This is a genomic window from Flavobacterium sp. ZT3R18 (assembly GCF_007097385.1).
Lineage (GTDB): Bacteria > Bacteroidota > Bacteroidia > Flavobacteriales > Flavobacteriaceae > Flavobacterium.
This window is the reverse complement of sequence record NZ_VJZS01000007.1, coordinates 33,618-47,127: the sequence shown is the minus strand read 5'-3', so window position 1 is coordinate 47,127 and position 13,510 is coordinate 33,618. Positions and strand designations below refer to the sequence as shown.

Genomic DNA, 13,510 nt, shown 5'->3' with positions numbered 1-13,510 from the left:
ATGAAACCCTTGTTTTACTAAACCTTATGAAAACACTGCAACCTTTGATAATAAATCCAATGCTAACAAAGACAATTATTATATATTCATCTGTTGATGGTCTTACGAAAAGAATTTGTCACTATATAGAGGAAATTTTAATACTAAATAATCATTTGGTTGATATATTTCCTATTGATAATTTAAGTCAAAAAATCACAGCCTATGATAAAATAATTATCGCTTCGAGTATAAGATATGGGAAACACAACGAACAAATAGCAACATTTATAAATGAAAATACTGATTTTTTAAATTCAAAAAAAACAGCATTTATTTCTGTAAACTTAGTCGCACGCAAAGTTGAGAAAAGCAAAGCAAACACCAATCCTTATGTGATAAAATTTTTCAATTCCATAGCATGGAAGCCAACACTTGTTGCTGTTTTTCCCGGAAAATTAGATTATAAACTTTATAGTTTTAAAGATAGGCTTTTAATAAAATTAATTATGCTAATAACCAAAGGACCAATTAATTCAAAAACGGTTATAGAATACACTAATTGGAATAAAGTAGATGAATTTGGAAAAGAGTTTATTAAAATATAGATAATTCTAATGGGCATTGTTCAAAAAATAACACTAAATTTGTCATTATTTTATAATCAAAATATCATATTATGATAGAAATAGTTGAAAATTACGAAAACTACCTAAACAGTTTACCTGAATTAATAGGCAATTCTTATTATAAAGCAGAATTTTTTATGCAAAAATTAGGATTGAAACATGCGACATATTATAGAAAATTGCGATTGAAAAATTTTACTCCGAGCGAAGTGAAAACGATAACTGGTTTGTTGTATCCTGAAGAATTATTAATGCAAGGATTTCAAAAAAGTGAAGAGGATATAAAAGCTGGAAGGGTAGTTGATTATTCTGATTTCAAAGAAAAATTACGAGCAAAGTATAATCTCTAAATCTAAAGGATTTCTTTTATTGTCCCAAAACAAAACAACATAAATAATTTCTGTATCTATTCTGTAAAAAAGATAGACTTGCTCTGATACTAAAAACTTCCGATAGGGAGTTTTTTTATGTTCAGAACCGATATAATTGTTTTTTTCAATAATATCTAAAATTAAAATAGTTTCTGCCGCAAATGTTGATGCTTTAATTTCTGAATATTTATTGATTATCTCGTTATATGATTTTTCAGCATTTTCAGTAATTACTATTTTCATTTTCTTTCAAAATGTAATCTAATACTTGTTTTTGTGTGCTTTTAAATAGGTTTTTTTGCATCATAAATAATAAACATTTAATTTTTTGAGTCAAAACTCAATGCCCCATGATAATTTCATCATCTCCAGAATTCACAACAGTTTTCTTGATTTTTCTTTTACCAATATTCAAAATAATAAAAGCGATAATCGTGGTACAGGTCATAATGGCGACCATGGGTACCATAGAGTTTTTTACAAAAACGCCCACTGCAAAAGAAGCCAAAGCCCCAATTCCCAATTGAGTAGCGCCCATCAATGCCGAGGCACTTCCGGTATTTTTTGCAAAAGGAGCAAGGGTCAATCCAGCCGTATTCGGGTTGGAAATACCCAAACAAGCCAAAAACAAGAACAACAGAGCAATAGTTCCGTACAGCCCTAAAACACCGTTGATAGCCAAAATCAAAAAGGCAGTACTAATAATGATTTGGGCAATCAAAGCTCCAAAAATCATCTGTTCACTAGAAAATCGTCTCAATAAAAGAGAATTCAATTGACTGGAACCAATAAAACTCAAAGACATAAAAGCAAAAATCCAACCGTAGATTTGAGCATCTACTTTTAAAATATTCATAAACAAAATTGGAGAAGCTGCAACATAAGTAAACAACCCGGAGAATGCAATAGAACCCGTCAAGGCATACGTATAAAATTGAGGAACTTTGATAATCGATATGAAATTATTGATGATCGGTTTGGGTTTCAGCGAAATTGATACATCTGGTTCATGCGTTTTAGGCAAGCCCATTTGAGAAGCTATCAGTACAAAAACGCCCATACACATCAGAATTAAAAACACAATATGCCAACCCCAATAACTAGTCACATAACCACCAATAGTTGGCGCCAACATTGGCGAAAGCCCAATAACCAGCATCAATTTAGACAAAACATTGGGTATTTCTTTTATGGGAAATAAATCCCGCACCATCGCAATCGATGCCACTGTAGCGGCACAACTGCCAACTGCCTGTACAAACCGAAGTCCAATAAACGTATTGATATCTGCCACAAAAATACAGTCCAAAGAAGCCAAAATATAAATCAATAACCCAATAAATAGAGGCTTTTTTCGACCAAAACGGTCTAATAATGGTCCATAAAGTAATTGTCCTGCAGAAATCCCAACGAAATAACTGGATAATGACATGGAAACATTAGCAACGGTAGTATTCAAATCTTTGGCAATTCCTGAGAATCCTGGTAAATACATATCAATTGAAAAGGGTCCAAGAGCTGACATTGATCCTAAAATTAAAATCAATTTTATATAATTCGTTTTTGTCATTACTGCGTTTTATTTTTTTGCAAAGGTAATGCATAGAAATCTCAATACCGTAAGCAATTGAATTGGGTTAGAAAATTCCCCTTTTAAAAGAGTTATTGAATATTATATTTAGTAAAAATCCATATAAAGGATTAAATAAAATAAGTACTTTTAAGCCTTAATTAATCAAAAAACTATGAAAGAAGAAGCAATAAAATTTATTACTGAAATAATAAAACCGTGGGAAGAATTAAATATAAAATTCTCAACACTTGTGTCAATGAATCCTGCTATAAATGATTTTATAACTTCTGCAAATGCACTAACCATATCTATTAAACACATGCCTGAGAATATTTTACAAGCTGACCCAAATCAGTTAGCTAAAGAAAATAGAGCGTATGAAATAATTCATGACTTAGGTGATTCTATTAAGCATGGACAATTAAGAAGGCAAGGAAGAAAATGTTCAATAAGCGTTTCAACAATGTTTGAAAGAAATCCCGATGCCACGTTTAGATTTTTGCGAAATAGAATTACAATCATGCATAATACTTACGGTAAAATTGATTTTATGGAGTGTCCAATGGAAGCTTCAAAATTTGTCGCAGAAAAACTTGATGTTCGAACAAATTGGAATCCGCAAATAATTAACCGTAATGGGGAATTTTCTAATGAAATCAATATTCATGCTAATTCTGAAAATCAAGTATATTGGACTGGTAACAATTTAGAATTTGTTGAATTTGATGCAGATGGAGATTATAAAAATGTTGATATGAACGGACAAGTATTATTTAGTTTGACTATTGATGATCGGTTAAGTATTGGTGAAATAACTAAATAGATAAAATAAATAAGCCCCAATAAAATGTTTTTTTTTTATGTTCAAATTTATGTTCAAAATTTTTTCGCTGTAACATTTGTATAAAACGAAGGTTCATTGATGCAAAGAAGATATAAAACTTTGAAATACATAGTTTTATAAGTTTTTAAGTGTAGCTATTTTGAACTATAATTTATATTATGTAAAATAGACTTTTTCAATAACCCTAGATGATCCTTCACTTATATTGTTAACCAACTTATTTCATTCATTAGATAAAAATAGAAAAAACTTAATTCATTTTTAGCTTTACCCTCGTATTCAAAATATAACAAAAAAAAATCATTGTGAATTACTACAATGATTCTTTTAAACTATATTTTTTGATAACTTAACGTTTTATCAACTACAACAGTTAATCTATGTCCGTTTTATTTTAGGAATAAACTCTAAATAACACTATTTTAAAATAACACTATTTTACTTTGAAACCAATTATCCAATTTTCCCAACTTAATTCTACATTAGCTGCATTTATGGTGTATGTTAATTTTTCAGTAAATGAATCAGCATTTTCTGGTTTGACCTTAACACGAAGCTGATCCACTTTGTCGTTATATTTATAAGCTCCCCATTGTTTAGCTTCTTTATTAAAAACAATAACACATTCCTCTTTGTTCGGAATAATAAAAAACGAATATTTTCCAGCCGGCAATATTAAACCTTCTACTGTAATGGCTTTATCGGTTTCAAATGTCGTAGCCTCATTCGCTCCAGCACGCCAAACTTCCCCAAAAGGAACCAATTCTCCCCAAATTTTTCTTGCTCTAACGGAAGGACTTCCATAATTAATTTCAATTTTAGCCCCATTAACAATTCCGGTAGCTTTTTCAGGAGGACTCTTTAGTTTCTCCTGTGCATTTGCAAATGAAATTGCAAAAAATGATAAGAATAAGAGTAGAGAGATTTTTAAAATTTTCATAATTTACGTGTTTAATTAGCATTAAAATTAGATAATAATAGTTAATACCATTCTTTTCTACAATGTTTTATGAAAAATTTAACTATACTGCAAATTGATAAAATTAGTTTTGAATACTTCGTTTTGATGCCAATTTTTCTTATTTTTACAAGCATTACTTTACAACAAAACTTATGAATACAATTGCTGAACATATTGCTGATTTTTTGAAGGAACACGCTCCATTTGATAACTTGACTTTTCAAGAATTATCCGAAATAGCCGCAAATATTCGCGTTATTAATTTAGAAAAACACAAAACATTGTTTCAAATAAATGATGTTTTACACGATTGTTTTTATGTTGTAGCATCAGGCACCGTCAATTTATCTGTAATTTCAGATGCCGAAGAGACATTGTTAAACAAATGTCATGTTGGAGATGTTTTTGGACTCCGACCTTTTTTCGCCAAAAACAACTACATGATGACTGCAAAAGCTCGTGAAGAAAGTATCGTTTATGGCATTCCTATTGCGACTTTTAGACCCTTTGTGGCCAATAATCCAAATGTGTTAAATTTCCTTTTAGAAAGTTTTGCTTCTAATACTTGGAATCCAAAAGATAAAGAGAATTTTAGAGGAAAATTAGCTTCTGATAATTTTTTCTATGGAGAGCAAAAAAATGAAATGCAATATTTTCAATCGCTTACTTACAATAGATCTCCACTAATAGTAAAAGTTACTGATGTTGCTAAAGAAGTAGCTTTGCGCATGACCGAGAATCTCTCTACAAGCGCTGTTATTTGCGAGAATCACCTGCCTATTGGAATTGTAACAACTACAGATATGTCTTCAAAAATAGCTACAGGTCTGTTTCCGATAAATATTCCTGTCGATGCTATCATGTCTGCGCCAGTAGTGACAGTCGTCGAAAATGTTTCTTTAGCGGAAGCTCAATTATTAATGTTGAAAAATAATGTCAGCCATTTGTGTGTAACCCAAGACGGTACTGATAAATCGGCTATTAAAGGAATCATATCAGAGCATGACTTAATTGTAGCCCAAGCGAGCAACCCAGGAGTTTTAATAAAAGAAATCAAAAGGTCTCAAAACCCAAAAGAATTAAGACAAATTCGCGAACGTTTATCCGAATTAATACAAAATTCTATCAATAAAAATATTCCGCTTTCCCACATTAATAATATAGCCAGTGAGATAAATTCGGCCATTTTAAAACGTGCCGTAGAATTATCCATTTTAGAATTAGGCTCACCTCCTGCCCGTTTTGCTTGGTTAAGCATTGGTAGTCAAGGTAGAAAAGAACAATTATTACTCACTGATCAAGATAGCATTTTAGTCTTTGAGGATGTGCTTCCTGATAAATATAGAGATGTTAGAGATTATTTTTTAAAACTAGCTAAAAAGACGACTTTAACTCTTGAAAAAACAGGTTACGAATTATGTCCAAACGGACACATGGGAAGTAATATGTTGTGGTGTAAATCATTGACAGACTGGATCAAACAATACGACAGTTGGATGAATACTCCTGGTGAAAACAGTACTGATTTGAGTAGTATATTTTTTGATTTAGACTTGGTTTTTGGAGAGAAAAAAATATTTGAGGCGTTAGAAAATGTAATATTCAAAAACATAGAAAACAATTCTTTATTCTTTGATTTTTTAGGAAATGACGCTTTGAGAAAAAATTCTCCACTAACATTTTTTAAGAAATTTGTAATTGAAGAAGAAGAACCCAATAAAGATAAGTTTGATATTAAAACTCGTGCATTGATGCCACTTATTGATGGCGCCAGACTTTTTGCATTACATTTCAACATTAGAGGACTCAATAATACTTATTTAAGATTCAAACAATTAGCCATTATGGATCCTAAAAATGCGGATGTTTATCTGAATTGTGCCGAAGCATTTTTAATTTTATCCAGATTTAGAGTCAATGAAGGTTTGAAAAATGACAATTCCGGACAATATATAAATTTAGATGAATTGACTAAATTGGATAAAGAAAAATTAAAAAATGCTTTTATTCCCATGAAAGATTTAGAAGAATTAATAAAAAGTAATTTTAAACTTACACAATTTTCATAGTAATGTTAGACTGGCTAAAAAATATAAACAAAGACTACCCTGATTTTTGGAAAACCTATCTTTCAAAGTTTGAAGAAAAGCCGAATCGATTCGTTGTTTTTTCAACTGAAACTTCTGGATTGAATCCAAGTAAAGATGTGATTCTATCGATTGGTTCATTTGCAATCATCAACAATAGCATTCTTATTGGAGATAGTTTTGAAGCGGTTCTTTTGCAATATATCTATCTTCATGACAATGGACTGTCCAATGAGTTTATTGTGGAAAGTAAGATGAAAAAATTAAGCGAACCAGAAGCCATTCAAGTATTCATCGATTATATTGGCAATGCCGTTTTAATAGGACATCATATTGACTTTGATGTAGAAATGATCAATGTCAGTTTAGAAAGATTGGGTTGTGGCAGGTTAAAAAACGAAGCCTTAGATATTGATGTAATGTATAGAAAACTAAAGGACATTAACGACAAACAGTTTTCTCTAGATGAATTATCGGATATTTTTAAATTGCCAAAAACCTATAGAAGTACCCCTTCGGAAAATGCTTATACCATTGCCTTGTTGTTTTTAAAATTGAAATCAAGATTGGGGATTAAATAATTGGGGCTGTATTCTAAAACAAACAGCATTTAAATTTAACCACACTTCAACTTCGCTCAGTGCAGGTGTAAGAAATATAAGGCCATCTAAGCTGGATGAAAAAGCAATATCTTATCTGTTCTTATATTTCTTATTTGGTAAACCTTATACTGAAATAATCCTTTGAAAACGTCCGTGATGGGTTATAGATACTGGAATCTTACTATTTGAAATCGGATCTAAAAGATAAGGAACACCATTCTCTTTTTTTATAATTGTTGTAGTATCTAAAGTCTTTATTTTTTTAAAATACCTCTTTTCAAAAACAGCAACCGAATAAATAAAATTTGTTGTAATCTCTGTTTGGGTATAAAAAACAAAACCATCAATAGAAACAGTTCCTATGTTTTTATCTTTATAATCACACTCCAATCGCAGAGGAAAAAAACCTCTGATTCCTGTTTGACGATTATATATTTTATAGCTAGCCTCCTTCCTACTCCATAAATTCCAAACCATAAGGTCTTGATTTTCTGAATTCAGAATTAATTGCTGCTCTTTAGAAGAAAAAATCTTATCCAAAAAACGGTTTCTTTTCCAATTGCTTTCCTTTAGGGCTAAATCTAAATCTACAATGTCATTTCCAATCATTTTTTTGATAATTCAGTTTCAATAATACCAATTGCTGCTTTTACATTAACCATCCTTTCCATCGATTCATTATCGATTATGACATCAAATCTTTCTTCAATATCTAAAATAACGTCAACCAAATTTGCTGAATTTATTTTTAAATCATTTATAAAATCAGTGTCTTCTGTAAGAGTTTCAAAAGCTTCTTCGTTTTGAATATACGGTTTTACTATACCCTTTAGCTGTTCTATTGTTGCTTCTCTATCCATATTTTATTAAAATTAGTTTTTAAATTGCTACTCTTTCCTAAGTATTAGGATTATATTTCTTAAAAATAACACATCCATTTATATCTCCAAAACCAAAACTGGCTTTCGCAATAATATTTACATCTTTTTTAATCAACTGTTGTGAAATTCTTGACGCATCAATGCAAGCTATGATTTCGGGATGTAAATCTTCGCAATTAGTATTAGGGAAAATAAATCCTTGCTGCAATTGCAATACCGTTGCCACACTTTCTACACTCCCGGAAGCCGACAAACAATGCCCAACCATTGATTTCAGCGAATTGATATACGGAAAATCAACTCCTTTTCTATCTAAAGCTTCGCTCCAGTTCATAATCTCCAAACTATCTTTTGAAGTGGCGGTTAGATGACCATTTATAGCGTCAATATTCGAAGCTATAATTCCAGCATTTGCCATAGCATTTTTTATACATTTTTGAACTGCTACCGGATTTGGGGCCGTCATTGACCCTACTCCTCTTTGCCCTCCCGAATTAATATTTCCGCCCAAAACTTCTGCATAAATGGTTGCACCACGCGCTAATGCTGTTTCCAAATCTTCTAACACTAATGCGCCCGATCCACTTGCTGGCACAAAGCCCGAAGCACTTGCAGACATGGGTCTGGAACCCGTTTCGGGAGAATTGTTGTGTTTAAAAGTACATACTCGCATCGCGTCAAAACCACCCCAAATATAAGGCCCCGAATCACTAGTACTACCTGTTAGCATTCGTTTGGCTTGTCCTGATTTAATGCGTTCATACCCCATTAAAATGCTTTCGACACCCGTTGTACAAGCTGAAGAATTGGTCGTCACTTGATTTCCTAAACCTAGTTTTCCGCCTAGATAAGCACTTACACCACTATTCATTGTTTGAGATACACTTGTACTCCCTAAACTTCGTGTCTGCAACGCATCAATTTTATATATACTTTCCCGAAATTTATCAATACCCGAAGTTCCCGCCCCAAAAATGGTTCCGCTATCCCAATCTGGTTCTGAATCAATATTCATCGATAAACCAGCATCTTTCCAGGCATCAATTCCTGCAATGATACCGTATAAAATACCAGATGCATTGAAATTCCGCAACTCTAATTCCGTAAAATAGTTTAAAGCCAGCTCTGTCGACACTTCTGGTTTTCCGGCAATTTGACAAGAGAATTTTAAACGCTCCAATTCTGAATCAAACTTAATTCCCGAAATTCCATTTTTTATGGCATGTGTAAACGCATCAAGTCCAACTCCATTTGGAGCAACTATACCCAGTCCCGTTATTACAACACGATTTTTCAATATCAATTTAAATTTAAATGGCAATAGCAATGACAATATCAATTGCAACAGATTAGTCAGCTTTTATTCGATTCTTTAGCTTTTTTTTGCTTCTTTAGATTTTTTCAATCTTTTAGATTCTTTATATTTTTCAAACCATCATTCCTGCAATTGTTCCATTGCAAACCACTTCATCTCTCTCGTTTTTCATACTAACTTTGCATTTTAACTTTCCAAATCTAAAATATGTTTTTTGAGAAATGACAGTTACTTTCTCATTAGGAAAAACAGGTTTTAAAAATTCAATATTCGTTGATGTTAAAGCTATTGAAGTTTTATTATTAAATTGATTCTTCAACAAAAAAATACCGAGACAAACCAACCCGATTTGAGCCATAACTTCGGTTAGAATCACTCCAGGTGTGATTGGATTGTCTTTGAAATGCCCTTTGTAAAAATCTAAATCTTCATCAAAAGTATACTCCCCTTCTACCCCATCTTCATCAATTCTAAGAATCTTATCTACAAACAGAAACGGTTTGGAATACGGTAATTTTGATAGTATTTCTTTTTCTCCCATTGCTTTACAGTATTCCGTTATATTTTTGGATCAAAATCCACCATCCATTCAATACCGAATTTGTCTCTAAACATCCCAAAACAGGAACCCCAAGAACTGTCGTCAATAGGTACTTCAATATTTCCGCCTGCTGAAAGTCCGCTAAATAATTTGTCGGCTTCTTCACGACTTTCCGTACTAATAGATATCTTAGACCTGTTTTCATTTTCATTTACTCTTCCCATACTTTCTGGAACGTCATTGGCCATTAAAATGTTTTTGCCAATTGGCAAAGCAATGTGCATTATCTTACTTGCTTCATTTTCTGCTACTGGATATTCAGGGCTTGATATATCTTTGAAGCGTATAATCTTTGTGAACTCTCCACCAAATACTGATTTGTAAAAATTGAATGCTTCTTCGGCATTTCCGTTGAAATTAATGTGAGGATTGATAAGTGCCATACTTTATATATTTTTTAAAAATTGTTGTTTCTTATTCCAAATGTCTGAACGCAGGGTGTCACAATACAATGGCGCCTAACCTTAGACTTTGCGTCTTTGGGAGAAAATTTAAAAATCAAGCGCGCTATTCATTTTTATCTTAAAACTGCAACAAAACCCTTTGAGCCGAAAAACCCGGACCAAAACTCAACATCAACCCCTTTGAGCCTTTTTCGGGATAATTATCCATAAATCGCTCCAAAACATACAATACGGTTGCGCTTGACATATTTCCGTACAATCGCAAGACTTCTTTTGTGTCATTTATGTTTTTTCCTAAATCAGAAAACAAATCTTCGACAGTTTGCACGATCTTCTTTCCACCGGGATGAAAAATCAAATGATCAATATCTTCCATTTTTAAATTGTTCTTTTCCAAAAAAGGATGAATAATATCCGGAAAATGTGACGCAATAGTATCTGGAACATCAATATCCAATACCATTTGCAAGCCAGAGTTGGTCAGTTTAAAACCCATCATGTGAATGTTGTCGTAAAAATGATACATTTCTTCTGCAATAATTTCCGGTCCAGTTTCTTCTTCACAGGAAGACAGCAAAACACAAGCCGCACCATCTCCGAAAATTGCTGCGCTCACAATATTCGCCATTGAAAAATCATCCAATTGAAACGTTGCTGTTGGACTCTCCACGGCAATTACTGCTGCTCTTTTCCCTGGATTCGCTTGAAGAAAGTTCTTTGCATATATAATTCCCGATATTCCAGCCGCACATCCCATCTCTGTCACAGGCAATCGTACAATATCCTGACGCAGTTTTAAACTATTGATCAAATACGCGTCTAATGAAGGAATCATAATTCCCGTACAACTTACCGTAATGATATAATCTAAATCTTGGGGTGCCCAATCCGCTTTTTTTAACGCTTTATCCAATACTTTCTCACCCAAATCTATTATTTCCCGAACATAAATATCATTTCTTCCTTCAAAAGAAGCATTCGTAAAAACTTCAAGAGGATCCATTATGGAATATCTTTTATCTACAGCAGCCCCTTCGAATATTTTCTTTACTTTTTTGATAAAGCGGTCTTCTTGTCCAACTAGCCAAGAATCCAGAAAAGGGATGATCTCTTGAGTCGTTCTGGAGTATTTTGGCAACTGTTTTGCAACACATTTTATTTTTACACTCATTGATTTCTTGTGTTGATTTCTGATTTTATTTCTTCCTAAAAAATATTTAAAATTTGGTTGTCAGGAACCGCTTTTCATTTTAGTAGGAAGAAAATTTCTTCATGGCGGTTTCAATAAAAACAACTTTTCTTAAACTGTACCCTTTTCAATAATCCACTGATAGCGAAAAGCCCATTTCCATTGAATCTTATAGTTGCTAAAATTTAACATTTCTGAAAACTGAACTAATTCTCGTTTTTTAAAACCTCTCAAAATAGACGTCAATCCATCTTTGCAAGGCATGCTTTCCAATTTAAAAACCAAGCATAAGATTTGAAATAATCGATATGCAATTGCGCTTCGTTCTAAATCATTTATAACTATACCCAATCTGGAATTTAGATTAAAAACGGTTAATAAATCTAGTATTTCCTTATTTTTAAAATGATGTAATGTTAAGGTACACAACATTATATCGCATCTTATTTCTTTAAAAGAATTACTTAAAATATCTTCACAACAATACCTGATATTCGAATACTTTATAGATAATTCTCGTGCATAATCTATAGTGTATCTATTGGCATCTACTCCTATTAATTGAAAATTTAATTTATTTTCAGCACCATAATCTGCTAGCTTTCGCAACATATCTCCATTTCCGCACCCTACATCTACAATGGTAATTTCATCTGATTGTGATGATTTCGAAATCAATTTTTTCACTCCTTGCAAAGTGAGTTGGTTACCTCCCAGAAACTGATTTATTTTGGCAATTTTATTTAATGCTTCTCTCAAAACATCTCCTTCCAAATCGAAATCGTCCATAATTTCAGACTTATCGGTTCTATATTTGGTATTTATAAACATGAATGCTTTTTGAAATTGATATTGCTATTGATATTGCTATTGATATTGAAATCATTCCGTCAGAATCGGTTTTCCATGCGTGTGTTTTATAATGATTGACATTAACGAAGGAAATTTAATCAATATTTTCATCAAAACAGCAGATAGTCCTTTTTTTTGTAGCAAAAAAGCCAAAAAACGTCCCATTCTAAGTCTTTCTTTAAAATTTGAATCCCACTCTTTACTATATTTTTTTTCCAACTCGTTACGAGATTTTATTTCTCCATTATGGTATTTGATGATTAATTGAGAGACAATTTGAGCACTGTGAATTGCCATTGCCATTCCATTACCACACAAAGGATGAATTAGGCCAGCCGTATCTCCAATCATTAAGATATGATTTTCAACCATTTCTTTTTTATCAAAAGATATTTGGCTAATTGTTAAAGGTTTATCGAAAAGCAGTTTGGAATTTTTTAAAATTAATTCTAAATTCGGATTTTTGAGAACTACTTGATTTTGATACTCGTCTATATTTTTATAATTTTTAAAAGTCTCATAACTGGCAAGATAACAAATATTTATGGCATTATTTTCTACTTTTGAAACCCCGCAATACCCTCCTTCAAAATTATGTAAACCCACTAAATCATTAGGAAAATCACCTGAATAATGCGCTTTAACCGCCAGCCAATGCGATTTTTTTAGAATAAAATTTCGATTTAACTTTAAATCAATAGTCGATCTTTTCCCAAAGGCTCCTATAACAATCTCCGAATTTAAAATCCTATTATTCGACGTTGTAATGGTGAAATTATCGTTCTCAAAAATGACATTTTCGACATTTTCCTGAATCACTTCACATCCGTTTTCTATTGCTTTTTTACATAAAAAGGCATCCAAAGCAAACCGACTTATTCCAAAACCACCAAGCGGCAGATCACAATAAATACTTTTTCCGTTTACTGTTGAAAAATGCAATTTTGTAATTGTGGTCGGATTTAGTTCTGAAATACTAAGAGCAAGCCAATTAAAATAAGGAACGACTTCATTTGAAATGTATTCTCCGCAAACTTTATGTTTAGGATATTCATTTTTTTCTATCAAAACAACTTTCAACCCCATTTTAGACAAATGAATTGCGGCGGTCAATCCTGCTAAACCACCACCAATAATCGTTATAGCCGAATTGTTTTTCATAGTAATGCTAATTTAGACAATTTATTTAAAACAAAACTTACTTATCAAAGCAAAAAAAACT

Annotated in this window: 16 protein-coding genes; 5 read left to right on the top strand and 11 right to left on the bottom strand. The window is 32.1% G+C overall.

Annotated elements, in window-relative coordinates; genetic code table 11:
• The first annotated feature begins 26 nt into the window (after positions 1–26).
• Positions 27–587 carry a menaquinone-dependent protoporphyrinogen IX dehydrogenase gene (gene hemG / locus FNW52_RS09615; RefSeq protein ID WP_255515550.1) on the top strand — a complete coding sequence of 187 codons (561 nt, stop codon included), beginning with the start codon at positions 27–29 and terminating at the stop codon, positions 585–587.
• 71 nt (positions 588–658) lie between these two features.
• The gene (locus tag FNW52_RS09610; RefSeq protein WP_143377252.1) at positions 659–958 is read left to right on the top strand and encodes a hypothetical protein; all 300 of its coding nucleotides are present in this window, start codon (positions 659–661) and stop codon (positions 956–958) included.
• Here FNW52_RS09610 and FNW52_RS09605 read toward each other — a convergent pair.
• The gene (locus FNW52_RS09605) at positions 935–1,222 is read right to left on the bottom strand and encodes a type II toxin-antitoxin system RelE/ParE family toxin (RefSeq protein ID WP_143377251.1); all 288 of its coding nucleotides are present in this window, start codon (positions 1,220–1,222) and stop codon (positions 935–937) included. The two genes, FNW52_RS09610 and FNW52_RS09605, sit on opposite strands and share 24 nt — an antisense overlap.
• A 97-nt stretch (positions 1,223–1,319) precedes the next feature.
• Positions 1,320–2,549, bottom strand: coding sequence for a multidrug effflux MFS transporter (locus FNW52_RS09600; RefSeq protein ID WP_143377250.1), 1,230 nt, complete (start codon positions 2,547–2,549; stop codon positions 1,320–1,322).
• 175 nt (positions 2,550–2,724) lie between these two features.
• Here FNW52_RS09600 and FNW52_RS09595 point away from each other — a divergent pair, with 175 nt between their 5' ends.
• Positions 2,725–3,375: a hypothetical protein gene (locus FNW52_RS09595; protein WP_143377249.1), complete on the top strand. Its 651-nt coding sequence runs from the start codon at positions 2,725–2,727 to the stop codon at positions 3,373–3,375.
• A 454-nt stretch (positions 3,376–3,829) separates the two neighbouring features.
• On the opposite strand, the gene FNW52_RS09590 is transcribed toward FNW52_RS09595, so the two are convergent.
• Positions 3,830–4,336, bottom strand: a complete 507-nt coding sequence (locus FNW52_RS09590) for a DUF2911 domain-containing protein (protein ID WP_143377248.1) — start codon at positions 4,334–4,336, stop codon at positions 3,830–3,832.
• 173 nt (positions 4,337–4,509) lie between these two features.
• Between FNW52_RS09590 and FNW52_RS09585 the strand changes: the two genes are divergently transcribed.
• Both FNW52_RS09585 and FNW52_RS09580 read left to right on the top strand, forming a co-directional pair.
• On the top strand, positions 4,510–6,426 hold the full coding sequence (locus FNW52_RS09585; protein ID WP_143377247.1) for a DUF294 nucleotidyltransferase-like domain-containing protein: 1,917 nt from the start codon (positions 4,510–4,512) through the stop codon (positions 6,424–6,426).
• Positions 6,427–6,428: 2 nt separating this feature from the next.
• Positions 6,429–7,025, top strand: a complete 597-nt coding sequence (locus FNW52_RS09580; protein WP_143377246.1) for a PolC-type DNA polymerase III — start codon at positions 6,429–6,431, stop codon at positions 7,023–7,025.
• 144 nt (positions 7,026–7,169) lie between these two features.
• Here the strand turns inward: FNW52_RS09580 and FNW52_RS09575 are convergent, their stop codons facing one another.
• The 8 genes from FNW52_RS09575 to FNW52_RS09540 form a co-directional block, all read right to left on the bottom strand.
• Positions 7,170–7,655 (bottom strand): 4'-phosphopantetheinyl transferase superfamily protein, encoded by a 486-nt coding sequence (locus FNW52_RS09575; RefSeq protein WP_143377245.1) that lies wholly within the window; start codon positions 7,653–7,655, stop codon positions 7,170–7,172.
• The gene (locus FNW52_RS09570; RefSeq protein WP_143377244.1) at positions 7,652–7,906 is read right to left on the bottom strand and encodes an acyl carrier protein; all 255 of its coding nucleotides are present in this window, start codon (positions 7,904–7,906) and stop codon (positions 7,652–7,654) included. The genes FNW52_RS09575 and FNW52_RS09570 overlap by 4 nt, the downstream gene beginning before the upstream one ends.
• A 37-nt stretch (positions 7,907–7,943) precedes the next feature.
• A complete protein-coding gene (locus FNW52_RS09565) occupies positions 7,944–9,224 on the bottom strand; it encodes a beta-ketoacyl synthase (RefSeq protein WP_143377243.1) in 1,281 nt (426 codons plus the stop codon).
• Between the two features lie 130 nt (positions 9,225–9,354).
• Entirely contained in the window at positions 9,355–9,783 is a 429-nt protein-coding gene (locus tag FNW52_RS09560; protein WP_143377242.1) for a 3-hydroxyacyl-ACP dehydratase FabZ family protein, read from the bottom strand.
• A 17-nt stretch (positions 9,784–9,800) separates the two neighbouring features.
• Positions 9,801–10,226 (bottom strand): VOC family protein, encoded by a 426-nt coding sequence (locus tag FNW52_RS09555; RefSeq protein ID WP_143377241.1) that lies wholly within the window; start codon positions 10,224–10,226, stop codon positions 9,801–9,803.
• Positions 10,227–10,365: 139 nt separating this feature from the next.
• Positions 10,366–11,418 carry a type III polyketide synthase gene (locus FNW52_RS09550; RefSeq protein ID WP_143377240.1) on the bottom strand — a complete coding sequence of 351 codons (1,053 nt, stop codon included), beginning with the start codon at positions 11,416–11,418 and terminating at the stop codon, positions 10,366–10,368.
• A 129-nt stretch (positions 11,419–11,547) separates the two neighbouring features.
• Entirely contained in the window at positions 11,548–12,267 is a 720-nt protein-coding gene (locus FNW52_RS09545) for a methyltransferase domain-containing protein (RefSeq protein ID WP_143377239.1), read from the bottom strand.
• 51 nt (positions 12,268–12,318) lie between these two features.
• Positions 12,319–13,449, bottom strand: coding sequence for an NAD(P)/FAD-dependent oxidoreductase (locus tag FNW52_RS09540; protein WP_143377238.1), 1,131 nt, complete (start codon positions 13,447–13,449; stop codon positions 12,319–12,321).
• Positions 13,450–13,510 lie beyond the last annotated feature (61 nt).